Genomic DNA, 24,888 nt, shown 5'->3' with positions numbered 1-24,888 from the left:
GCCGGAGCAGAAGGGTCGATGACCCTATACTCCGGCTTCGTTATATGTCACTACCAACCGATTCTATTCCCGGGGTTGCAGCAACCGGTTATACTCCTCATCGTTGGCAATAATCGACAATGCTTTCGTAAACGACTTGTTCTCGGGATTCATGATCCTGAAGTAGGCTGCCGTGTCAAACATATCGCGGGCAATAAGCGCCTTGACCTGCAAAGCAATGAGGTTTCGCGATTTCTGGTATTGCTCTTCGTCATACTTCACCTTTTCGGCTTCGCCCATCTTCAGCAGGTCGGCAAGCATCTCGTCGGTCACGGTAAAGGCAGCGGCAAACTGCTCGATGGTCTTATACTGCGAGGTCAGCTCCTTGCGATGTTCGTCGAGGTAGTTGATAGGATACTGATTCAACACCCCTTTGGACAGCAAGTCGCGGTGGAAATCGGTATAGATTGTGGTGTCGAGCGGCACGAATACATCGGGCATGATACCTCCACCGCCATATACGATGCGCTTGCTTGTCAAAGTCTGATACTGCAACGAGTCGGGGAAGTGGATGCTGTCGGTATAGATGAGCTCGCCGTGGTTGAAACGGTCGAGCAATTCCCGTTCATAGGCTTCGTGCCCCTTGTCATAGGGTTTCTGTATGCTGCGGCCGGCAGGTGTATAGTAGCGGGCCACGGTCAGGCGTATCATCGATCCATCGGGGAAGGGTATGGGGCGCTGTACCAAACCTTTGCCAAAGGTGCGGCGACCTACGATTACACCACGGTCCCAGTCCTGCACGGCTCCCGAGAGAATCTCGCTGGCCGAGGCCGAACTTTCATCGACCAGCAACACGAGTTTCCCTTTCTGAAAAAGGCCCTGCTTGGTCGCATAGGCATCGTCACGAGGCGAACGGCGCCCTTCGGTATAGACAATCGACTGGCCATCGCCCAGAAATTCGTCGGCCATGGCAATGGCGCTCACCAAGTATCCGCCCCCGTTGCCCTGAAGATCGACAATCAGGTTTTTCATACCCTTTTTCTTCAGGGATTTAAGCGCGTCGGCAAACTCCTTGTCGGTAGTCGCGGCAAATCGGCTCACCCGTATATAGCCTGTCTCCTTATCGACCATGTACGAGGCATCGATGCTGTAAATGGGTATCTTGTCGCGCACGATTCTAAAGTCGATAGGCTCTTTCACCCCCTTGCGCAGCACACTCACCCGCACCACCGTACCGGCCTCGCCACGCAAGCGTTTCATGATATCGGTATTTTTCATCTTCACACCGGCAATCACCGTATCGTTTACCGTAATCATGCGGTCGCCAGCCAGGATGCCCACCTTCTCGGAGGGACCTCCAGCGATGGTCTGTATCACATACAACGTATCGCGGTTCATGTTGAACTGGATGCCGATGCCGCTGAAGTTCCCTTGCAACGGTTCATTCATCTCCTTGGTCTCCTCGGCAGTCGTATAGGTCGAGTGCGGGTCGAGATTCTCGAGCATACCCCGTATGGCATCCTCGACCAGTTTATTCTCATCGACCTCATCGACATAGAGATTGGTAATGGCAAAGTCGGCCAGGCTCAGTTTTCGCATGCCTTCGCTTTGGCCCTGAGCCCGCACAGCTCCCACAGCCGCAGCCAGCAGGAGCATCGTAAAAAATATCCGTTTCATCGTTTTGTCAAAAAAATTATACCAGTTTCAAACCCTTGGGGACAAATTCATCCACACTGTGACCAAACCGCAGAAGCTCCCGCACGATGGTCGAGCTGATGTGTGTCAACTCGGGTTCGGTAAATAAAATAATAGTCTCTACCCCCGACAGCTTGCGGTTCACGTCGGCAATGGTCTTTTCGTACTCAAAGTCGTTGACCGACCGGATGCCCCGCAGAATAAACCGCGCATTCCACTGCTTGGCCAGGTCGATGGTGAGGCTGTCGTAGGAGACAACCCGCACACGGGGATTGTCGCGAAAGAGATCGCGCAACATATCGAGTCGCTGTTCTACGGTGAAATAGGTACGTTTCGAGTCGTTGATACCGATGGCGATTACCACTTCGTCGAGCAACTCGAGACCTCGGTTCACAATCGACATATGGCCGATGGTAAACGGGTCGAAGGTGCCGGGGAAAACGGCGATTCGTTTAGACGAGATTGGTGTCATCTTCTATAACCAGATTTTGTATGATAAAATTCTGTCTTTCCATGGTGTTCTTGCCCATGTAGAACTCGAGCAGATCTTTCACCAGGTCTTCCTTGCGCAACGACACCCGGTCGAGACGCATGTCGGGCCCGATAAACTGTCTGAACTCGTCGGGCGAAATCTCACCCAAACCTTTGAAGCGCGTCACTTCGGGGTTGGCACCACACTTCTCGATGGCCGCGATGCGCTCCTCATCGGAGTAGCAATAGTAAGTCTCCTTCTTGTTCCGCACCCTGAAGAGCGGCGTTTGCAGAATATAGACGTGGCCCTTCTTGATCAGGTCGGGGAAGAACTGCAGGAGGAACGTAATCATCAGCAGACGGATGTGCATGCCATCGACATCGGCATCGGTAGCGATAATCACTTTGTTGTAGCGCAATCCTTCGATTCCGTCCTCGATGTTGAGAGCGGCCTGCAACAGGTTGAACTCTTCGTTCTCATAGACCACCTTCTGAGTGAGGCCGTAGGTATTCAACGGCTTGCCCCGCAGCGAAAAGACAGCCTGTGTCTCTACGTTGCGAATCTTGGTAATGGAGCCGCTGGCCGAGTCGCCCTCAGTAATGAAGATGCAACTCTCTTCCTGCCGGTCGCCCTTCGTGTCGTTATAGTGTATGCGGCAGTCGCGCAGTTTGCGGTTATTCAGGTTGGCCTTCTTGGCCCGTTCCCGAGCCAGTTTCGTCACCCCGGCAATAGCCTTGCGCTCTTTCTCCGAAGCCAATATCTTTTTCAGCATCACCTCGGCCACATCGCCATGCTTGTGCAGGTAGTTGTCCAACTCCTTCTTCATGAAGTCGCCGATAAACTTGGCAATCGTAGGCCCTTCGGGGCCCATATCCTTCGACCCCAGCTTCGTCTTGGTCTGCGACTCAAACACCGGCTCCTCGACCTTGATGCTGATGGCAGCTACCATACCGTTGCGAATATCGGTATATTCGAAGTTCTTGGCATAAAACTCCTTGATGGTACGCGAGGTTGCCTCTCTGAAAGCAGTCAAATGAGTACCGCCTTGCGTCGTGTGCTGCCCGTTGACAAACGAATAATACTCCTCGCCATACTGGTTACCATGGGTGATAACCACCTCGATATCGGTACCCGACAGGTGGATGATGGGATAGAGCGGCTCGGTGGTCATGTTTTCGTTGAGCAGATCGACCAAACCATTGCGAGAGTGGTACTTGCGGCCGTTCAACAAGATGGTAAGTCCCGTGTTCAGGAACACATAGTTCTTGAGCAGCGGCTCGATCAGTTCCTCGCGGTAGGCATACCCTCTGAAGATGGACTCGTCGGGGGCAAACTGTACCAGGGTACCGTTGGGCTCGTCGGTGGGGGTGAGCCCACTCTCCGACACCAGTTCGCCACAGGCATAGCTCACCGAGTTGCTCATGCCGTCGCGATACGACTCGATGAAGAAGCTCGACGACAACGCATTCACCGCCTTGATACCCACGCCGTTCAACCCCACCGACTTCTTGAAGGCCTTGGAGTCGTACTTACCGCCGGTATTCATCTTGGACGAAACGTCACGCACCTTGTCGAGCGGAATACCCCGCCCGTAGTCCCGCACCGATACCGCCTCGCTCGAAATCTCCACGACAATCTGTTTGCCGAAACCCATCATGTGTTCATCGAGGGCGTTGTCGAGGACCTCTTTCAGCAACACATAGATACCGTCGTCGGCATGCGAACCGTCGCCCAACTTCCCGATATACATACCGGGACGCCGACGGATGTGCTCTTTCCAATCGAGGGTTTTAATGGCATCGGAGCCATATTCAAAATCACTATTTCCAGTTATATTTTCTTCCATAAGATTCTCTTCGGCCGAATCTATATCGGCTTCCTTTACAAAGATAACGCTAAAAAAAGAGTAAAAAAAGAATAACTTCCTTTTTACGACCTTTTTAAGAAATAAAACGGAGCCCGACAGGGGTTCTGCACCCTGCCCGACTCCGTCGAATTTCTTTCGCAATACAATCGGGGCTATGCCTCGGCCAATGCAAAGTCGAGCTGCTTGCGCTCGAGATTGGCCCGGGCCACCTTGATGCGGATGGGATCGCCCAACCGATAGATACGGTGGGTACGGCGGCCCATGAGGCAATAGTTTTTCTCGTCGAACTCGTAGTAGTCGTCCTCGAGATCGCGTATGGGCACGAGGCCCTCGCACTTGTTCTCGTTGATTTCGACATACAAGCCCCACTCGGTGATGCCCGAGATGACGCCATCGTACTCCTGTCCCAACCGCTCGCTCATATACTCGACCTGCTTGTACTTGATCGAGGCACGCTCGGCATTGGCTGCCAGTTGCTCCATATCGGAGGCGTGTTCGCACTCCTCCTCCAGAGCCTGTGCGTTCACGCTGCGGCCGCCGGCCATATAACGCTCGAGCAGACGATGTACCATCAGGTCGGGATAGCGCCGTATGGGTGAGGTAAAGTGTGTATAATAGTCAAAGGCCAGTCCGTAGTGGCCAATGTTTACCGTCGTGTAGATGGCTTTGGCCATGGCTCGTATGGCAATGGTCTCGACCAGATTCTCTTCGGGGCGGCCCTGTACCTTGGCCAAGAGGCTGTTGATGCCTTTCGACAGGTCGCTCTTGCTTCCCTCGGTCTTGATTTTGTAACCAAACCGGGTGATGAAGGCGGCAAACGACGACATCTTGTCGGGGTCGGGCAAGTCGTGTACCCGATAAACAAAGGCTTTGGGTTTGCGCCCATCCTTGGGCTTGCCTATAAACTCGGCTACCGTGCGGTTGGCCAGCAACATGAACTCTTCGATGAGCTTGTTGGCCTCTTTCGATACTTTGAAATAGACCCCTATGGGCTTGCCGTTCTCGTCGATATCGAACTTGACTTCGTGCCGGTCGAAGTTGATGGAGCCATGCTCAAAGCGCCGCTTGCGCAACTTCTGAGCCAGGTCGTTGAGTGTGAGTATCTCGTCCTTGAAATCGCCCTCGCCGGTCTCGATAATCGCTTGAGCCTCTTCATAGGCATAGCGACGGTTCGACCGTATCACGGTGCGGGCAATGTGCGACTTCTGCACCTCGGCCTCGTCGTTCAGTTCAAAGATGCACGAGAAGGTAAGTTTCTCTTCATCGGGGCGCAGCGAGCAGACGTCGTTGCACAACCGCTCGGGCAGCATGGGCACAACCCGATCGACCAGATAGACCGACGTACCGCGATGCTCGGCCTCTTTGTCGATGATACTGCCGGGTTTCACATAGTAGCTCACATCGGCAATGTGCACGCCCACCTCCCAGTTGCCGTTCTTGAGACGTCGTATCGACAGGGCATCGTCGAAGTCCTTGGCATCCTTGGGGTCGATGGTAAAGGTGGTTACATCTCTGAAATCCTCGCGGGCGGCAATCTCCTGAGGCGAAATGGTATCGGGTATCTTGTTGGCCGCTTTCTCGACAGCCTCGGGGTAGTGATAGGGCAACCCGAACTCGGCCAGGATGGCATGAATCTCGGTGTTGTTCTCACCGGCCGGACCCAGAATGTCGATAACCTCGCCATAGGGATTGCGGGCGCGGTCGGGCCACTCGGTAATACGCACCACCGCCTTGTCGCCGGTCTTCCCCCCCTTGAGCGCATTTTTGGGGATGAATATATCGTTGGCCAGTATCTTGTTGTCGGTGAGCAGGAAGGCAAAATGTTTCTGCACCTCGAGCGTACCCACAAAAGTCTGGGGATTCTTCTCGATAATCTCGACCACCTCGCCCTCGGCATCGTGGCCCTTGCGCTTGGCATAGACCAGCACACGCACCCGGTCGCCATCCATGGCATGCATCGAGTTGCGCTCGGCAATGAAAATGGATTCTTCGTCGTCGGTAATCACATGGTTCTTGCCATTCGAGCGACGTTCAAACCGTCCTACCACTTCGGTACCCCGGCTGTTGGCTTTGTATTTGCCGGGCGAGACTTCGATAAGGAAATTCTGCTCCGCCATGCCTTCAAGCAACTGGAACACCATCTGTTTCTGGGGCGTGGTCTTGGCCCCAACCCCATGAGCGACCTGTTTGTAGTTAAAGGCTCGCTTCCTGTCTTGATTGAAGAAATCGACCATCAAGGCCAACATGTCTTCTTTCTTGATTCGCTTGGAATCTTTTTTCTTCGTTTGTTTCATGATCCAGGGGTTTAGTAGATACAGAAAGGCGAGTGCAAAGGAAAAAGGAAACGAAACTTCCCACTTTGACCATGCCGATCCGCATCCTGTCTTCTACTACAAAGATAAAGAAAAGTTCGGCATAAACAAATAAAAAAGCGCGCTCTTTCGGGCCTCCCGGCCGTTATAAGAGAATTTATCGACACGGTCTCACAACCCTCCACCGCCGGTTTGGCGCGAAGCAAGAATGCAGCAAATCGGGTTGACCCGACAACAATCAGAAGAGTACCAGCAGCCCGCAACCCATACCCAGATAGAGGAACAAGGTGATGAGCGACCAGGCAAAACGGGCCTTGACAAACGACTCGCCCGAAGCCTTGCAGCGACCGGGATAGCGCAATATGCCGGCTACGGGAAGTATAAAACATACGGCCGTGAGTATTTGCAACCACTCCTGGTGGAAATAGACTCCAACCAAAAACAGCACGAAGATGAAGAAGGCTATCAGTTCCATGTAGCCGAGACTGTTCAATGCTTTCCGTTCCATAACGATTCTCTTTGCTTGTGGTCCCGGCAGGTGCGATTGTCACGGCACCGCTCCTGCTTCCCGGACCTTCAATTTTCTATCTATATAAACAGAATCAGCCCGATAGAATACCGGGCTGACTTGTATCGTGATTTCTTCGATTAGGCATCGATATTGGCATAGGTGGCGTTGGCCTCGATAAACTCGCGACGAGGGCCTACATCCTCGCCCATCAGCATCGAGAAGATGCGGTCGGCCTCGGCGGCATTGTCGATAGTCACCTGTTTGAGGATACGGTTCTCGGGGTCCATCGTGGTCTCCCACAACTGGTGGGGGTTCATCTCACCCAAACCTTTGTAACGCTGTGTCTCCATCAACTGCTCGTTACCCTCGCAGTACTTCACGCAGAACTGGTCTTTCTGCTGGTCGGTCCAGCAATACTCTTCGGCTTTGCCCCGCTTGCTCTTGCACTTGTACAACGGCGGCGTGGCCAGATAGACGTAGCCTTGCTCCAGCAACGGGCGCATGCGGCGGAAGAAGAAGGTGAGCAACAGGGTGGCAATGTGGGCACCATCGACATCGGCATCGGTCATGATGATGATTTTGTGATAGCGCAACTTATCGATGTTGGCCTGCTTCGAATCCTCTTCGGTACCGATGGTTACGCCCAAAGCCTTGAACATGTTGCTGATTTCCTGACTTTCAAACACCTTATGGTCCATGGCCTTCTCGACATTCAAAATCTTACCCCGCAACGGCAGGATGGCCTGGAACATACGGTCGCGGCCTTGTTTGGCCGAACCACCGGCCGAGTCTCCCTCGACCAGGAATATCTCGCACTCCTCGGGATTACGCGACGAGCAGTCGGCCAGTTTACCGGGAAGTCCACCACCCGAAAGGGGCGACTTGCGCTGTACCAGCTCGCGGGCTTTGCGGGCGGCGTGCCGGGCTGTAGCGGCGATAATCACCTTCTCGACAATCGCCTTGGCTTGGGCAGGATGCTCTTCGAGGTAGTTGGCCAAAACTTCGCTCACGGCGGTATCGACAGCGCCTATCACCTCGCTGTTGCCCAGCTTGGTTTTGGTCTGTCCCTCGAACTGAGGCTCCATCACCTTCACCGAAATAACGGCGGTGAGGCCCTCGCGGAAGTCGTCGCTGCTAATCTCGACCTTCACTTTGTCGAGCATCTTGGAATCCTCGGCATACTTTTTCAGCGTGCGGGTCAAGCCACGACGGAAACCGGTGAGGTGTGTACCACCCTCGATGGTGTTGATATTGTTTACATAGGAATATACGTTTTCGTTGTAGGTCGTGTTGTAGGTCATGGCCACTTCGACGGGCACACCTTGACGTTCGGTCGAGATGTGTATCACGTCGTCGATCAGGTGCTCCTTGTTGGAATCGATGTAGCGCACAAACTCTTTCAATCCCTCTTTCGAGAAGAATACATCTTTGCGGAACTCGCCAGCCTCGTTTTTCACCCGACGGTCGGTAAGGGTAAGCGTGATACCGGCATTCAAGAAAGCCAGGTCGCGCAAGCGGTTGGCCAGAATATCGTAGTCATAAACCGTAGTCGTAAAGATCGAGGGGTCGGGATGGAAGATAATCGTGGTTCCCGTCTCGTTGGTCTCGCCTATCACCTCGACACCGTGCAGCGGTTTTCCACAGGCATATTCCTGCATATACACCTTGCCGTCGCGGCGAATCTCGGCACGCAGATAGGTCGAAAGGGCATTCACACACGAAACACCCACACCGTGCAAACCGCCCGATACTTTATAGGAACCTTTGTCAAATTTACCTCCGGCGTGCAACACCGTGAGCACTACCTCGAGGGCCGACTTGTGCTCTTTCTCATGCATATCTACCGGGATACCACGACCGTTATCGACAACCTTTATCGAATTGTCTTCGTTGATATATACCTCGATATGAGTAGCATAACCGGCCAAAGCTTCGTCGATTGAGTTATCGACTACCTCATACACCAAGTGGTGCAACCCCTTCACACTAATGTCGCCAATATACATGGCGGGACGTTTACGAACGGCTTCGAGCCCTTCGAGTACCTGAATACTATCGGCTGAATAAGTTTTGTTTTCTGTTCCTTCTGACATATTATCCGAATCTTTTTGTTTGTATTGGCGGCCTCTCCCTCCCGGTTTACAGACCCGGAGTTTCTGCGGGAAAAGCACTCAGAGACCGGCCTCAAAAGCCGTTTCTCCATGAACAAACAAAAATACGCAAAAAAGTTGGAACAGCGAAATATCGGGTCAAGAAATCACACCCATAACGGCTTGCTTTCGTCTCAAAAGCTACATTCTCTACTCTCCCCTCATTTTTCTCCAAACATGCCCAACAGATAAAGGCTCCCAACAGTCTTTCATAAAAAGTAAGAGAGCCAAAGAAACATGGGTTTCTTTGGCTCTCTTACTTTTTTCGTTTCAATATTACAAGTTATTCAACTCATTGTAAGTTTGGTTCACGGCATTCTGCAAATACAATTGTTTGCAAAATACTACCAAATGCATAATACCAAAAGTGATCCATCCCAACAGGAATATCGTAAGCAAATAGGTTGACATTTGCAGCCCTTCGGGTTTACCGTGTCTGGCCAAATAACCGTTACAACGGTTTATCCACATACACCACCACACGATTCCATAAATACCGAACGTAATAATTGTCAGTAACAGATAAACGATCAAGCCCGAGGTTTTCTTCCCGTCCTCTTTACATACGATGTTGGTCTCGCGTGCAAAGGCATAAATTAAATACCATTGATAAAATCCCAACGTAACGATCGACAATAATAATGTCAACCAAAATCCACGATTTGTTGTTAATCTTTCCATATTAGATTAATAAAAAAAAGAATTTAAATCCCGCTCTTTCGACTTCGCGAGTGTCTTGTCCCCTTTTAGACAGTTATGGCTCTGCATGTTTTGTGATTAATTATAATGCTAAGAATTCAATCAGTCCCTACTATAACAGATTTTTATTTATACAATGGCAACAGCAACAAGCACTATTACACTGTGCAAAAATAGATAATTTTTTATTAAAACAAAGAAAAAATGCCCCGCTATAAGTAAAAAAAATAAAACAACGTATCTCTCCAGCTATAAAGCCCTGTGCCTCAAAATTTAACGAAGCCTATCCCCATACACACAAAAAAAAGAGTGCGGCAGATACTTCTGTCGCACTCTCGAGTAGCCCATAGGAGAATCGAACTCCTCTTTCAAGAATGAAAATCTTGCGTCCTAGCCGATAGACGAATGGGCCATACCTATGACCGGCGGAAAGGTTTCTCCCTCCCTGCCGATACTTCAATCTCTACAAAATTACAATTTGTTGACGTGGAGAGCCAGTTTCGATTTCAGGTTAGCGGCTTTGTTTTTGTGAATTACATTCTTCTTAGCCAGCTTGTCCAACATCGAGCTCACTTTTACATACAAAGCGGCGGCCTCTTCTTTTACAGTAGTAGCGCGCAATTTACGAACGGCGTTACGAGCAGTTTTTGCGTAGTAACGGTTACGCAAATTTCTCACTTGTGTTTGTCTAATTCTTTTTTCCGACGATTTATGATTTGCCATCTCAATAGTCTCCTAATTATTTTATTTTTATATTCGTAGCCCATAGGAGAATCGAACTCCTCTTTCAAGAATGAAAATCTTGCGTCCTAGCCGATAGACGAATGGGCCCTTGATAAAAATGCGCCTTAGATATAAAAAGTAAGGCGCCCTTTCCAAATGCGAGTGCAAATATAGAGCGGTTTTTTGAATTGGCAAAATTTTTCCCTAAAAATCTTTTATTTACCTCGGTTTGAGCCCCTCTTAACCCTCCAGACTGCTCACCTCAATCACAAGGAAGCCGAAGTCGTTTTTATCAAAAACGAGTCCCCGCTCACTCGCAAGCACCCGTTTCCCGACATTAAAATCCTACCTGTCGCTGTTGCTCGGCATTGTAACGAGCGCCCACAACGGGTATGGCCGCTACGGCTGTCTCGAGGGCTTGCCAATCGGCAGCCGACACCTCAAATGCCAGGGTCCGCAAGTTCTCTTCCAGATGCGACATCTTTGTCGTACCAGGAATAGGAACTATCCACGGAGCTTTTTGCAGCAGCCATCCCAGTGCCACTTGGGCCGAGGTCATTCCCCAAGTGCGGCCAAACTCTTGCAATACATTCACTATGCGCGTATTGGACCTGATGGCACCAGGCTGAAAACGGGGTAACGTAGGTCGGTTGTCATTACTTGCATCAAACCGGGTATATTCATTGATACAACCGCCCAAGAAACCTCGGTTCAGAGGGCTGTATGGCACAAACCCAATGCCCAGCTCGCGACGAGCCAAAACAGAGGTGTGGCTGCATTCGGAAGAACTATTGGTCAACGAATTATCTCCCGACGACTCTCCAGGAAAGGCATGTACTACCCCCGATGGCAATGCCAGCGCCGCACCAACCGCCGCCATTTGTTTAAAAAAATGGCGGCGCCCCATATTCTCTTTTCGATTCTCGCTTTTCATACAACTGCCTCTCTCATTTAATGAATCGAAAATGCACCATCGACCAACAAAGCGTGACCATCGACAAAACTGGCATCGGCCGAGCAAAGCCACAGCACAGCGTGGGCAATCTCGTCGGGGCGACCCATGCGACCGGCCGGGATATCACGCACCAGTTCTTGCTCCAACGCCGGATTCCGCCGCAACAACTCGTCGGCCATGGGGGTTCTGATTACCCCCGGGCACACGGTATTGATGCGTATCCCCTGGGCGGCATAGTCAATAGCAGCCGTACGGGTGAGGCCTATCACCGCGTGCTTGCAGGCAATATAAGCAGCCTGGCCCGGGAAGCCCGTCACCCCGCCCTGCGACGAAGTGTTGACAATGGCACCACCTCCTTGCTTGAGCATCTGGCGTATTTCATAACGCATGCAGTTCCACACGCCCTTCAAATCGACTGCAACCGTGCGATCAAACTCCTCGTCGGTAATTTCGGCCATAGGACGTTGCGGGGTCTGTATGCCCGCATTATTATGTGCGGCGTCCAATCTCCCAAAGGTCGCTACAATCCAATCGATCATCGTCTCTACCGCCTTCGTATCAGAGACATCGCAACAGTAGGGCACTGCAGCATATCCCTCCTGTACCAGTTTGGCTGCTTGTGCCACAGGCTCATGAATATCGGCCATAACCACTGTTGCTCCTGCTTGAGCGAAAGCCTCGGCACAAGCCAACCCTATACCGGCAGCCGCCCCGGTAACCAGTGCTACTTTTCCTTGCATTGTTTCCATAACAAACTTGATTTGGTTTTATGCAAAGATAAAAATCGAGCCCTGTAACCAATTTGCTGCAGGACTCAATCTATTTTGCTCAAAAGCTCATTTCGACGATGGAGGAACACCATACACCTCTTTGTAGGCCCGGGAGAAATGGGCCAGATTTTTGAAGCCCACTTCATAGCAGACGTCGGTAATACGAAGATGTCCGCCACGCTTGATCATCTCATGGGCGGCCTCGAGTCGCCGCCTGATAATCCACTTCTGGGGAGTAAGGTCGCTCACCTTGGCAAAATCGCGCTTGAACGTGGCCAAACTGCGCCCTGTATAGCTGGCAATCTCGCCCAGCGAAAGGTCAAACATATAGTTTTCGTTCAGATAATCGAGGATATCGATTTTCCACGGCTCTACAAAATCGAACAACGTAGCATAAAGACTGCTATCGGTATGTAGCAACACATACACGCCCTCGATCATTTTCAATTTCAGGATCTCCTCGGAGGGTTTCTCCCCCGATTCGAAATAGGGAATTACCGACTCGAACAACGAGCGCACGTCGGCCCGGTCGCGCGGTAATACCCACAAGCCCACTTTTTCTCGGCGACTCTCATCGGGAATCTCCCTCGGGTCGAGCCGTTGCTGGTAAAACTCCCTGAGAAATGCCTTCGAAAATTTCAGGGTGATCGAGTGATAAGGCTCGTCACCTACAATGCGCTTTTGCAAACACATGCGGTTGTCGCGCCGCATAAAAGCACAATCACCGGCATGCAGCACGGTACGCCGGCCCCGCTCCTCGATCTCCAGCTCACCCGAGCACAAATAGATGAGCGTGTGATCCCGGTTTTCATGGGCACAACCCCGGTTATCGGTAAAATAACTCGCAATAAGCACATTCGAGCAATCAAAAACTTCCAACCGTTCCATACCTTACCTTTACATTACAATTACAAATATAAACTCTTATTCCAGAGACCCCTTTGCTGTGAGGCTCTTTTATCGTTTCACTTGTAAAACTGTTGTCAAAACCTGCTATTCGGGTCGTCTATTTTGCTCAAAAAAAGCTACTTTTGCAATAAACCAAAATGCACTTATGCTCGAGAAGACTTTAGGTATCGTTCTGCACATTATTCCCTATAACGACAAGGTAGCGGTGGCCCATCTCTACACCCGTGAACACGGGCGCATGGCCTTTCTCTCGCCTCAGGGAAACGGGCGGAAGGCTCGCATGTACCGCCCCCTGTTCATGCCCTTCTCGATACTGGAACTCGATATCGACTACCGCAACACCCGCGATATTCAAAAGATTGTCGAGGCCCGCACCGCACTCCCCCTGCAAAACATTTATACTGATCCCGTGAAAAATGCCGAGACGCTGTTCCTGGCCGAGATGCTGGGGCAGACCGTCAAGGAGCCCGAGCCCAACCCGCAGCTCTTTGCCTTCATCGCACAGGCTATCCAGGTGCTCAACCTCATCGACGAGGGGAAGGCCAATTTTCACCTCTGTTTCCTGCTGCAGCTGTGCGGCTTCCTCGGCTTCAGTCCCAACATGGAGAGTTACCACGCGGGCTACTTTTTCGACATGCTCAACGGCATATTCACCTCGTCGCGTCCCCTACATGCCTATGTGCTCGCCCCCCGTGAGGCCGAGATTTTTGCCCAGCTCACCCGCATGGACTTCAACAACCTGCGCTACTTCCGCTTCAACCGGGGCGAACGCAATGTCGTGCTCGAGCGCATACTCACCTACTACCGCCTGCACCAGCCCGGTATCGACGAGTTACGCTCGCCCGAAATATTGAAGGCCCTCTTCGACTAATCTCCTGCAAAGGGTTGACGAATACAATTTTTTATACTACTTTTGTCGGCTGAATGCCCTTGTAGTTCAATGGATAGAACGGAAGTTTCCTAAACTTTAAATCCGAGTTCGATTCTCGGCGGGGGTACAAAAAAGAGGCCGACCCAAAAGAGATTTTGGGCGGTCTCTTTATTTTTCTCTCTCCCACACACTCTCACTCACACGCATTCATTCTCTCACTGTGACCATCTGGCGTAATCCATATACAAAAAGAGAGAGGGTGACCCAAAAGTCAGGTCACCCTCTCTCTTTTACTTTTATCTGACAGCCTTTTACTTGGCAGCCTCCTTGGCGGCTTTCTTGGCCAAACCACGACGCTGTATTTCATAAGCGATGGGCGTAGCCACGAACAAGGTCGAGAACGTACCGATGATTACACCGAACAGCATGGCAAATGCAAAGCTACGAACCGACTCAGCACCCAACAAGAGGATACACAGCAGCACGATAATCGTACTTTGTCCCGTATTGATTGTACGAGGCAACGTACTGTTCAAGGCGCTATTAATCGACGTTACCAAATCGCGCTTGGGATAGAGCGTTTTTTCCTCGCGAATACGGTCGAAGATTACCACCGTATCGTTCACCGAGTAACCGATAACCGTCAATACCGCAGCGACAAAGTTCTGATCGATTTCCATCGAGAAGGGCAAAACTCCATAAAGCAGCGAGTACAAGCCCACTACCGAGAAAGTGGTAAAGGCTACCGAAACCAGCGTACCCGCACTGAACGCGATGTTGCGGAATCGGAGCAAGATATACAGAGCCATCGCAATCAACGAGAAAAAGACTGCCCAATAGGCTCCCACCTTAATATCGTCGGCAATAGTCGGGCCTACCTTCTGGCGGCTCTGAATCATATTCTCGGAAAACTCTTCGTAGGTAGTATCGCCCAGCAGGCTCTTCATTCCCTCGTAGAGTTTTGTTTCGATTTCACGGTCAACCTCCTCGCCGTTATCGGCAATACGGTAATTGGTCGAGATACGCACTTGATTGCTGCTCGTGATGGTGATTACCGACAACGAATGCCCTTCGAACGAAGGTTCAAGCATATTTTCGATTTCGAGCGGGCTTACCGGTTGTTCAAATCGAACCACGTAGTTACGGCCTCCCGAGAAATCGATACCTTGATTCATTCCACGAGTGAAGAACGAAACGACAAACACGGCTATTACGGCCAGAATGCAGATATAACCTATCTTGCGCAACCCTACGAAATTGATGTGGGTATCGGTGAGGAAATTACGCGAAATAGCCGTAGTGAAAGTCATATTATTGAATTTCCCGCGGTTCAGACCAGCCTCGAAAATGAGACGGGTGATAAAGATAGCCGTAAAGAACGAAGTAGCGATACCGATAATCAAGGTTGTGGCAAAGCCCAAGATGGGGCCCGTTCCATAAATCAGCAGAATCACACCCGTGATGATAGAGGTCAAGTTCGAGTCGAAGATTGCCGAGAATGCATTCTTGTAACCATCGGCAACCGCCGATTTCATATTCTTACCCGCACGCAATTCTTCTTTGGTACGCTCGAAAATCAGCACGTTGGCATCGACCGCCATAGCCAAAGACAACACGATACCGGCAATACCCGAAAGGGTGAGCACGGCTTGCAGCGAGGCAAGAATACCCACAGTGAAGAAAAGGTTGCATATCACACCGAAGCTGGCAATAAGGCCCGGCGTCCAGCCGTACATGATAATCAAATAGGCCATCAGCAGCACCAAAGCGACCAAGAACGAAATCAATCCGTTTTGAATAGCCTCCTGGCCCAGCGAAGGACCGATGATGTCTTCTTGTACAATCGTTACAGAAGCTGCCATCTTACCCGATTTGAGCACATTGGCCAAGTCTTTGGCCTCTTCGGGCGAGAATCCGCCCGTAATCTCCGAGCTACCACCCGTGATGGCACCATGTACATTGGGGAACGAATATACTTGATTGTCGAGCACGATAGCGATGGCGTTGCCAATGTTGTCGCGGGTCAGTTTTTCCCACGTCTTGGCGCCCTCGGCATTCATGGTCATGCTCACTACCGAGCCTTTAATCTTGTCGAAATCGTCGCGAGCATCGGTAATCACGTCGCCGCCCAGAGGAGCTTTTCCTCCTTTACCGGCTTTAAGGGCAACGAGTTCATACATGGTTTGTTCCTCGTCGATGGGTTTTACCGTCCAGCGCAGGATAAGATCACTGGGCATAATATCGCGTGCGATTTTGCTCGACATCATGCGGTTTACGGCAGCCGTATCGTTTTTATGCACAATACCGATTACGGGCGAGCCGACACGACATTGATTATAGTTCGTCAACGCAAGCAACGGATTCTGTTTGCGGAAACGCTCCATCATCTCGGCATCCGAAGCCGAACCCTCTTGTTGCAGTTTGTCTTTCAGCGACTGGGCCGTGCTATCGCCGGCAACGGCAGCCGCAGTGTCGGCAGCCGCAGTGTCGGCAGCAGGAGCGGGCTCGGTTGCAGGAGTAACAGCTACCGAGTCGGTCGTTTCGCTACCTTGAGCGGCATTAGCCACGGCAAGGGCGTTGTTTACGGCATCGAGTTTCGGAGCCAGTTGCTCGAGCTTGTAGGTTTCCCAGAACTCGAGGTTGGCGCTACCTTGCAACAGTTTTCTTACACGTTCGGGCTCTTTGATACCCGGCAATTCTATCGAGATAAGACCGTCTTTCTCCAACTTTTGGATATTGGGAGCAACCACACCGAAGCGGTCGATACGCGTGCGCAATACATTATACGAGTTGTCCACGGCACTGTTCAACTCTTCACGCAACACAGCGATTACCTCGTCATTGTTCGATTTGGGCGTGATTTTATCTTTTAACTGGAAGGTACTGAAGATTGCCGAGAGGCGCACATTGGGGTCGATCTTCTTGTACTCGTTGTAGAACGAAACAATAAAGTCGTTGTTACCGGCTTGTGAAGCCTGGGCGGCAGCGATAGCCGCATTGAAATTGGGGTCGGGATTATTATTCGACAGCGATTTAAGCACGTCGGCCACCGAGATTTGCAGCGTTACGTTCATACCGCCCTTCAGGTCGAGGCCCAAACCTATTTCCATTTCACGGCATTGCTGATACGTGTAGTACCACCAATACACCTTTTCCGTAGAGATAGAGTCGATATAATGTTTATACTTCGCCTCATCGCCGGCTGCATACTCTTTCGCCTTGTTGTTGTAAATGGCTGTTACAACCGAGAACGAAATGTAAAACAAGCAGATAAGTGTGAGCAAAACCGCAATGACTCTAATAAATCCTTTGTTTTGCATGTGATTAGTACTTTATTTTTTTTGTTTTAATTGAATTTCGTATTTTTATCAAGGTGCAAAGATATATTATTTTTTCACAGATGCCCAAAATTATTCGATTTATTTATGATTAGCGGCATTTTAGATGTAGGAGGCAAAAGACTTATCGAACGTGTTTTTTGTTATATCTTTGCATATCGACGCATCGACGGGCGGCTTTGCCGAGGTGGGGAGCATGCGACCTTGCAACTTCGTGGCGCTTACCCTATCTTTGCATCCCGTATCGAGCGGGCTCGTTGCCGATTGAACAGCCTACTGGTGTTGGCTTCTATCGCTTTTTGTATTATCTTTGATATTCAAAACCGTTGACCATGAATGTGAGACGTCCACTTTCTGCTACAACCGCCTACCGGCTTATGGCGGCCGGGGTACTGGCGCTGTCGATATACTCTTGTGCCAACATGTCGCGCCCGGGTGGTGGCCCGCGCGACGAGACTCCGCCGCTGTTTGTCAAGAGCAAGCCGGCACCGGGAGCCCTGAATGTATCGGAGCAACGAATCGAAATCGAATTCGACGAAATTATCCAGGTCGAAAGCCCCGGCGAGAAGGTAATCGTGTCGCCCCCTCAGAAAGACATGCCCGAGATTCGCGCCTCGGGCCGCAAGGTGACCGTACAGCTCAAAGACTCGCTGCTGCCCAACACGACCTATACCATCGACTTCTCCAACTCCATCGTCGATAACAACGAGAAGAACCCGCTATACAGTTTTGCCTACTCCTTCTCGACCGGCTCCAAAATCGACTCGCTGCAAGTATCGGGCATCCTGCTCAACGCCAGCGACCTGGAACCGGTAACCGGCATGCTGGTGGGGCTGCACAGCAACCTCGACGACTCGGCATTCCAGAAATTGCCGATGGAGCGTATCGCCAGTTCCGACGAACTGGGTCACTTCACCATCCGCAACGTCACCCCCGGCAAGTACCGGCTCTTTGCCCTCAAGGACCTCAATCGCGACTACAAGTTCGACAACCCCTCGGAAGAGATTGCCTTCTTCGACTCCATCGTCGTGCCCACGGCCGATGTCCAACTGCACGTCGATACGCTGTGGAAAGACAGCGTCACCATCGATACCATTATCGAGTACAACCACACTCACTTCTACCCCAACGACATCCTGCTCACCTCGTTCAACGAGGGATTCCAGTCGCAATATCTCGACAAGAGCGAGCGTACCGACCGCCGCAAGATAAGCATCTACTTCAAGGCTCCGGCCGACTCGCTGCCCCGCCTCAAGCCCCTCAACTTCGAGCGCGACGACTGGGCCATTCTCGAGCGGTCGCCCCACAACGACTCGCTGCAATACTGGATCAAAGACTCGACCATCTACAACATGGACACCCTGCTCTTTGCTGCCGAATATCTGCGCACCGACTCGCTCAGGCAACTGTCGCTCTACAACGATACCCTCAAGTTCATCATGAAACAATACAAGGGCTCCAAGAAAAAAGAGGAGAAGAAAAAGAAAGAAGAGGGCGACTCGATCGAGGTCCCCGAAATCCAGTTCCTGCAAATGAACGCCAAGACGAGCGGCAGCCTCGACCTATATAAGCCTCTGCGATACTCCTTTGCCGAACCGCTGCAAAGTTTCGACCGAAGCAAGATTCACCTCGAGCAGAAGCGCGATACCTTGTGGATTCCCATAGCCGACTCGCTCTTTACCTTCGAGCAAGACTCGATGTTCCTGCGCGACTACACCCTCTCCTACAAATGGACACCGGGCGAGTCGTATCGTGTGGTGATGGACTCTATTGCCTTTACCAACATCTACGGGCTATATACCAACACCTATACACAGGAATTCAAGGTCAGGGCGCTCGAAGAGTACTCCAATCTCTATTTTGCCATCACCGGGGTCACCGACTCGGCCATCGTCGAAATTCTCGACTCGGGCGACAAGCCGGTACGAGCGGCTCCCGTCATTGACGGCGGAGCCGAGTTCATGTATCTCAACCCGGGTACCTATTACGCCCGACTCTATATCGACAGCAACGGCAACGGCAAGTACGACACCGGCAACTATGCCGAAAAGCGACAGCCCGAGGAGGTTTCGTATTATCCCCGCGAGCTGGAGCTGAAGGCCAACTGGGATGTCGAGCAGGAGTGGGATATCTATGCTACCCCCGTCGATAAGCAAAAACCCGACAAGATCAAGAAGAACAAGCCACAGGAGAAAAAACGCAATTATTGACCCTCTTAAACCCACGGCCTATGCATTGCCCGATTCACATCCATCTCGGAACAAAAGTGCGCATCTGTGTACTCTCGCTCGTTCTGCTCACCGGGAGCTTTGCTCCGGCCTCGGTCGTTCACGCCCAAAACCCGCCGGGCATCCAGTCGGAATCGCTCTCCTACGACATCATCTATCAATTGGGATTCCTTTGGAAACGAGCTGCCACCGCCACCCTGCAACTCTCCATCCGCCCCAACAGCTACCACTCGGTACTCACGGCGCGCACCCTTCCCTTTGCCGACAACATATTCAAGGTGCGCGACACTCTCGTGGCCGACATGCACCGCAACCAGGCTCTCGCCCCCATCTACTATGCCAAACTCGCCGACGAGGACGGCACCTATCGCAAAGACGAGGTACACTACACCTACAACGGCACAGCGACTACGGGCAAAATACGACTCTATCGACCCAAACGAAACGCCATCGAAAACTATGTGCTCACCGAGCCCGGTATCGTCTATGACATGCTCAGCATCTTCTACGTCATCCGCGGGTTCGATTTCAGGCAGATGAAGATGAACCAACTCTACAAAACCAAAATCTTCTCGGGAAAAAGTCTCGAATACCTCAATATCGAATACCTGGGGCAAGAGATTCTCAAACAGAACAAAAAGGAGTATAATACCTTCAAAGTGCGGTTCCGATTCTACGACACCACGGGGAAAAAGACCAGCGACAACATATCGGCCTGGATCAGCACCGACTCGCGCCGCATCCCCCTGAAGGTCGAAGGCAAACTGGCCTTGGGCTCGATGAAAGCCGTCTATACCGGCAAATAGCAGGGGGATATGATTTACAATCATTTATCATTATAGCACGACAGGCTCTCGGCCAGCCGAGTCGCTATCGCCTCACGCAATGACTGTGGAGCCAACACCTCGGCCTGCCAGAATCCCAGCGCGTAGAGTTCCTGCTCGAGATCGGGCGTAATCTTCAACCGGTATCGGAAAATCGAATAACGGTCGCCCCGCTCACTCTCGACCTGACTCTCGTGCAGCGGCAGCGTGCGCAGGTAGTTGGCCTGCAACGCCGAAACCCGCAACACCACCACCTCGACCGGACGCTCGCCATAGGTAATGCCGAAACAATCCTTGAAATAGTCGGTCGGCTCAAACCCCTCGGGATAGACAAACGTGCGGTCGCTCAGCTCAAGCGAAGTCACCCGATCCAGGGCATAGGTCTTGATTTTATGCTCCTCCACACTCAACCCCACCACATACCACCGCTGCCTGAACAGCCTTACAAAGTAGGGAGCTACCAGCGAGTGCGATGCCGTGACTCGCCGAAACGAACGGTACGACAGTGACATCAATCGATTCTCTCTCATCGCTTCGAAGACGATGCGCAGGAACTTCTGCCCCGAAGGGATATTCTCCAGCACGATGCGCTCGCGCAACTCCTGACTCTCGTCGAGCAGACTGTTCACTGCCAGCGTGTTGAGAGCCCACACTCGGGCCCCACTCCCTTCGAGAGCCTCGGGATCCTCGATGTAATATTCATAGGTCGAAGAATCGCACTCGATATTCACATCGAACATCACCTGTATCGCCTGCCGGTAATTCATAAAGGTGCGCCGCGCCATGGGCCGCCCCCCGGAATACTCGCTGCGCATCCACAGCTCGTCGATTTCGCGCCGGGTGAGCCGACCGTATCGCTGCAACATGTCGATAAGCCACACATAGCGGTTGAAAAGTTCCTTTGCCATACCAAATGCTCATTTATTTAAAAACACGAAAACTCCAAGCTACCGTACAACCCTGTCATACAATAGCCCAAAGTTACGGAGAAAGCCCAATATTTCGGTTATTTATACCCGATTTGTGACAACTTGAGATAGTTGTTGCGCGCCAACATGCAGGCACCAATCACACCGGCCTTATCTTTCAGTTTCGAGAGGGTAATCACCGAATCCTTATTTGCCAGATTGAGTGAGTATTTATTAATGGCACTGATAATGGGCAAGCTTATATAATCGCCCGTCTGGGACAACTCTCCCCCAATGATAACCAGCCCCGGGTTGAAAATATTAATCAGCCCTGCAATATATTTACCCAACTTATTGCCAGCCTCCTCGATGATATCAATCGCCAGGATATCCTCCTTATTAACAGCATCGATAATGTCGCTCAACGTGACATCCTGTCCCTCCTTGATTGCCGCCGAGAGAATAGAGTTTTCACCATTGAGTACACGCTTCACAAAGATACGGTGTATTGCCGACCCCGAAGTCTCGGTCTCCAAACAACCTTTCTTTCCACAATGACACAACTCTTCATTGTCAAACACACTCATGTGTCCAAACTCACCAGCGAATCCCGATTCACCGTAATATAACTGTCCGTTCATCATGATGCTTATACCCAAGCCCCAACTAATGTTAACGAATATAATGTTCTTGGCATTGTTGGTATTATTGCTCATATACTCGCCGTAAAGCATGGCCCGGGTATTATTGTCGATAAAAACCCGATAGCCCAGCTTCTCATAAAAGAGATCGGTAAGCGGACGTTCGCCAAAGTAGAATTTACTGTAGCTGTACCCCGACTCAGCATTGACCCGGCCCGAGAGATTGACATTGATATTCAATATTTTATTGCGAATAGACTTGTGCTTGTTGATAAAGGTCTGTATGATTTCGCACAACGTATCGAACGAGTCTATCGTGTTATCGTTCTTGAAAGGAATATTAGTCTGGAGATCAATTATATCGCCTTTGAAGTTGACAATTCCTATATTCACCCCAAACTTTTTAATATCTACCCCCACGAAATAACCCGATTCTGGATTCAAGCCATATAGATTGGGGCGACGACCACCACTGCAAGTCTTCAACTTACCATAATCTATAATAAAGCCTTCGTCAATCATCTCCGAAATAATCTTTGCCACAGTTGGACCGCTCAGATTAAATTCCTTAGAAAGATCGGCGATAGTCGCATCTTTGTTATAAATATAAAAGTTGATAATACTCTTTTTTATAAGGAGTTTTTTGGTATCTACCCCGTATATCGAACTATTATCCATGCGTTTTACTCCTTTAACCATTTTATATAAAAGGCAAATATACTCACTAAGTTTATGAATATTCCTGTTTTCAAGAATTATAAATTAATAAATTTCATATAAATTATATTTTATGCCGTTTTGTGCATACGTTTTATCTGTAATATCACAAAAAGGTTCGTTATATCAGGTATTAAACAAGTTATTGGAATAGCCTCATCACAGACAATCCTCTATCACTCGACTTCCCTACCTTCATATCTTGATTGGGCACAATGCAATGTTAAAATTTTTATTTAACGTACACAACAAAAGAGAAGCTTATCTTCCAAAATCCTCGAAAAAAAATAGATACGGGGATGCCTCTCACGCCATCGAAAAGCACCCCAGTCTCTAACGTTTCACATTTTGAAGTTTACTAATAGTGGAAAATGGTCTGATATCTCATTATTCTTATCGTCATAAATAAATTCTGCCGAAACGGCATATTTGGCCAATTGCGGATTCAGCCACACATAATCGACCCTGCGCAAATGTTTGGGAAATGCCCGGGTAAAGGCATCGTGAAACATCAAAAATGCATCGACATATCCGGCCTCTTTCACCGTGTTGATAACCGAATAGTCGAGCTTCCCGTTGTTGAGAGCTTTATAACGGGGGTCTTTCTGCTCCCGACGTTTCAGCCGATCGACATAGCCATCCTGGTGCGTCAACGAGTCGGTCTCGCACAACGAATTGAAATCACCGGCAATGACAATCTTCTCGGTTTCAGGAATCAAGGCCGCATGTGCCAAAATGCGCTTTATCTCCTTCTGCCTCAGAAAAACGCTCCACGACGAGAGATGCACGACAAACAAGTTGATATCGTCAATTTTAGCATACATATACCCGTGCTCCATGTGGTCATCGACCTTGATAAGATCACGTATGGGATACTTCGATGTAATGGCAACCGGGTATCCGTTTTCCTTCGAAATGGCCGAATAATAGTGGCCATACCGGGCAGCCAGTTCTTTCAATGACTGTTCGGTAAACTTGTTCATCTCTTGGAAAGCTACAATATCGGGATCCACTGTCTTGACCCAATTGACATACTTATCCATGACCGCAGGATCGCTCTCAAAACCGTGCAATACATTATAGCACAAAATCTTGAAGTTACCCTGCTGTTGCTGTGCCATCAACGGCAACAGAGCCAGCAGCAAAACAACAATCAACAAACTTGCTCTTTTCATAATCACTTTTCGTTTAATATTTCTCGTATTATCTTTTCATAAGCTGTTGCAATGCGCATCATACCCAAGTCGTTGGGGTGAGTGCCATCGACTTTCCCATCGGGCGACTGGTCTATATCGTCGTGGGTGAGATGATAGATCTGCTTGACTCCCTGTTTCTTCAGTTTGGCAAAAGCCTTGTCCATCACCTTGTTTACCCTACTGTAATAATTGTAATACCGCCGCTGCGAGACCGCTCCCTCGAAACCACTGGTATAACCGTCGTGGTCGGTGAGCACAATGGGAGTATCGGGGTGCTTGGCCCGGATATCCTTTACAGCATCCATGATAAGAGCTCCGAGTTTTTCGTTGTCATACAACTTCGCGGAGGTCAAGTTGGCCAAACAATCCAACACATATACGGCAGCATCCAACTCACAAACGAGATTGATAACCTCGGGCTCCAGCCGACCGTTTCCTGAAAATCCCAAATTGATTACTGGCCGATTTAGATGCCGTTGTAATATCGAAGTCCATGTCATACCGGGACGGCTGGCACACCCGCCCTGTGTAATCGAGGTGCCGTAAACCACGATAGGTAGTTCATCACGGGGGACAAGGGGCATAAACATCTTGTCTTTATACACCCCTATCTCCAAAGAGAGAATACTATTGTATGGGGGTAAGAAAAGTTTATATTCCACCCCTTCATCGTAATAGCCGGGTGTGGGTTTCAACCCCGTATATTTATAGACTATTGTATCGCGAAATGTCGTAGCCGGCCGGCACCAATAATACTTGTCGCCCACCACGGCATACAAATCGACCCCACTGGCAGCAACCGCCGGCATGGTGGGCAACGTGAGACGCCCTGCAACTTTATAACGTACCTGGATATGAGGCGAATTGGTCTTGAAACGAATCGTCAGACCCGACGAAAACTTAGACCGCGCCCACACGGCAGGACGCACAACCGACTTAGCTCGCAAGGGCAACCGATCGTAAAAACTCTCATACTCGCCCTGCCAGCCCTGCCCTTCGATGGCATTGATGGCCGAGCCTTGCGGATTCCACCATTTAATCTCCTGCTGGGCGTTGGCCGCAAGACTCAAACAGGCAAATCCAAGAAAAAATGCAACTATCTTATAATTCATATTCAATGTGT

18 protein-coding genes, 3 tRNA genes and 1 pseudogene are annotated in these 24,888 nt (G+C 50.4%); 5 read left to right on the top strand and 17 right to left on the bottom strand.

Annotated elements, in window-relative coordinates:
* Nucleotides 1-63: 63 nt before the first annotated feature.
* The 12 genes and pseudogenes from B5G10_RS02990 to B5G10_RS02930 all read right to left on the bottom strand — a co-directional run bounded on the left by B5G10_RS02990 (nt 64) and on the right by B5G10_RS02930 (nt 13,021).
* Nucleotides 64-1,656 (bottom strand): S41 family peptidase, encoded by a 1,593-nt coding sequence (locus B5G10_RS02990; RefSeq protein ID WP_087423287.1) that lies wholly within the window; start codon nt 1,654-1,656, stop codon nt 64-66.
* A gap of 16 nt (nt 1,657-1,672) precedes the next feature.
* Nucleotides 1,673-2,146 carry a pantetheine-phosphate adenylyltransferase gene (coaD, locus tag B5G10_RS02985; RefSeq protein WP_087423286.1) on the bottom strand — a complete coding sequence of 158 codons (474 nt, stop codon included), beginning with the start codon at nt 2,144-2,146 and terminating at the stop codon, nt 1,673-1,675.
* Nucleotides 2,127-3,992 carry a DNA topoisomerase IV subunit B gene (locus tag B5G10_RS02980; RefSeq protein ID WP_087423285.1) on the bottom strand — a complete coding sequence of 622 codons (1,866 nt, stop codon included), beginning with the start codon at nt 3,990-3,992 and terminating at the stop codon, nt 2,127-2,129. The genes coaD and B5G10_RS02980 overlap by 20 nt, the downstream gene beginning before the upstream one ends.
* Nucleotides 3,993-4,165: 173 nt before the next feature.
* Entirely contained in the window at nt 4,166-6,307 is a 2,142-nt protein-coding gene (gene rnr, locus B5G10_RS02975; protein WP_087423284.1) for a ribonuclease R, read from the bottom strand.
* A gap of 256 nt (nt 6,308-6,563) precedes the next feature.
* Nucleotides 6,564-6,833, bottom strand: a complete 270-nt coding sequence (locus B5G10_RS02970; protein WP_087423283.1) for a hypothetical protein — start codon at nt 6,831-6,833, stop codon at nt 6,564-6,566.
* A gap of 140 nt (nt 6,834-6,973) precedes the next feature.
* Nucleotides 6,974-8,929, bottom strand: a complete 1,956-nt coding sequence (gene gyrB / locus B5G10_RS02965) for a DNA topoisomerase (ATP-hydrolyzing) subunit B (protein WP_087423282.1) — start codon at nt 8,927-8,929, stop codon at nt 6,974-6,976.
* A 1,096-nt stretch (nt 8,930-10,025) separates the two neighbouring features.
* Nucleotides 10,026-10,097: transfer RNA gene (locus B5G10_RS02955), tRNA-Glu, on the bottom strand.
* Between the two features lie 59 nt (nt 10,098-10,156).
* Nucleotides 10,157-10,408 (bottom strand): 30S ribosomal protein S20, encoded by a 252-nt coding sequence (rpsT, locus tag B5G10_RS02950; protein WP_008862907.1) that lies wholly within the window; start codon nt 10,406-10,408, stop codon nt 10,157-10,159.
* Nucleotides 10,409-10,444: 36 nt separating this feature from the next.
* Nucleotides 10,445-10,516, bottom strand: a tRNA-Glu gene (locus tag B5G10_RS02945).
* A 229-nt stretch (nt 10,517-10,745) separates the two neighbouring features.
* Nucleotides 10,746-11,159 (bottom strand): annotated as a pseudogene (locus B5G10_RS02940) (aldo/keto reductase); the annotation flags it as partial.
* A gap of 200 nt (nt 11,160-11,359) precedes the next feature.
* Nucleotides 11,360-12,112 (bottom strand): SDR family oxidoreductase, encoded by a 753-nt coding sequence (locus B5G10_RS02935; protein WP_087423280.1) that lies wholly within the window; start codon nt 12,110-12,112, stop codon nt 11,360-11,362.
* Between the two features lie 87 nt (nt 12,113-12,199).
* The gene (locus tag B5G10_RS02930) at nt 12,200-13,021 is read right to left on the bottom strand and encodes an AraC family transcriptional regulator (RefSeq protein ID WP_087423279.1); all 822 of its coding nucleotides are present in this window, start codon (nt 13,019-13,021) and stop codon (nt 12,200-12,202) included.
* A 166-nt stretch (nt 13,022-13,187) separates the two neighbouring features.
* Between B5G10_RS02930 and B5G10_RS02925 the strand changes: the two genes are divergently transcribed.
* Nucleotides 13,188-13,913 (top strand): DNA repair protein RecO C-terminal domain-containing protein, encoded by a 726-nt coding sequence (locus tag B5G10_RS02925; RefSeq protein ID WP_087423278.1) that lies wholly within the window; start codon nt 13,188-13,190, stop codon nt 13,911-13,913.
* A 55-nt stretch (nt 13,914-13,968) separates the two neighbouring features.
* Nucleotides 13,969-14,040 (top strand) — tRNA-Arg (locus B5G10_RS02920).
* 184 nt (nt 14,041-14,224) lie between these two features.
* On the opposite strand, the gene secDF is transcribed toward B5G10_RS02920, so the two are convergent.
* Nucleotides 14,225-17,233 (bottom strand): protein translocase subunit SecDF, encoded by a 3,009-nt coding sequence (gene secDF, locus B5G10_RS02915; protein ID WP_087423277.1) that lies wholly within the window; start codon nt 17,231-17,233, stop codon nt 14,225-14,227.
* A gap of 151 nt (nt 17,234-17,384) precedes the next feature.
* Between secDF and B5G10_RS12890 the strand changes: the two genes are divergently transcribed.
* The 3 genes from B5G10_RS12890 (at nt 17,385) to B5G10_RS02905 (ending at nt 20,285) form a co-directional block, all read left to right on the top strand.
* The gene (locus B5G10_RS12890; RefSeq protein ID WP_255375254.1) at nt 17,385-17,519 is read left to right on the top strand and encodes a hypothetical protein; all 135 of its coding nucleotides are present in this window, start codon (nt 17,385-17,387) and stop codon (nt 17,517-17,519) included.
* 64 nt (nt 17,520-17,583) lie between these two features.
* Nucleotides 17,584-19,461, top strand: a complete 1,878-nt coding sequence (locus B5G10_RS02910; protein WP_087423276.1) for an Ig-like domain-containing domain — start codon at nt 17,584-17,586, stop codon at nt 19,459-19,461.
* 20 nt (nt 19,462-19,481) lie between these two features.
* Nucleotides 19,482-20,285 carry a DUF3108 domain-containing protein gene (locus tag B5G10_RS02905; protein WP_087423275.1) on the top strand — a complete coding sequence of 268 codons (804 nt, stop codon included), beginning with the start codon at nt 19,482-19,484 and terminating at the stop codon, nt 20,283-20,285.
* Between the two features lie 20 nt (nt 20,286-20,305).
* Here the strand turns inward: B5G10_RS02905 and B5G10_RS02900 are convergent, their stop codons facing one another.
* From B5G10_RS02900 to B5G10_RS02885, 4 genes are all read right to left on the bottom strand, one after another.
* On the bottom strand, nt 20,306-21,211 hold the full coding sequence (locus tag B5G10_RS02900) for a WYL domain-containing protein (protein WP_087423274.1): 906 nt from the start codon (nt 21,209-21,211) through the stop codon (nt 20,306-20,308).
* A gap of 98 nt (nt 21,212-21,309) precedes the next feature.
* Nucleotides 21,310-22,530, bottom strand: coding sequence for an ROK family transcriptional regulator (locus B5G10_RS02895; protein WP_087423273.1), 1,221 nt, complete (start codon nt 22,528-22,530; stop codon nt 21,310-21,312).
* A 380-nt stretch (nt 22,531-22,910) separates the two neighbouring features.
* The gene (locus tag B5G10_RS02890; RefSeq protein ID WP_087423272.1) at nt 22,911-23,744 is read right to left on the bottom strand and encodes an endonuclease/exonuclease/phosphatase family protein; all 834 of its coding nucleotides are present in this window, start codon (nt 23,742-23,744) and stop codon (nt 22,911-22,913) included.
* A gap of 2 nt (nt 23,745-23,746) precedes the next feature.
* Nucleotides 23,747-24,877 (bottom strand): SGNH/GDSL hydrolase family protein, encoded by a 1,131-nt coding sequence (locus B5G10_RS02885; RefSeq protein ID WP_087423271.1) that lies wholly within the window; start codon nt 24,875-24,877, stop codon nt 23,747-23,749.
* Nucleotides 24,878-24,888: the final 11 nt, after the last annotated feature.

It is taken from the genome of Barnesiella sp. An55 (genome assembly GCF_002161555.1).
Classification (GTDB): Bacteria; Bacteroidota; Bacteroidia; order Bacteroidales; family Barnesiellaceae; genus Barnesiella; species Barnesiella merdipullorum.
This window is presented reverse-complemented; position numbering and strand designations above follow the sequence as displayed.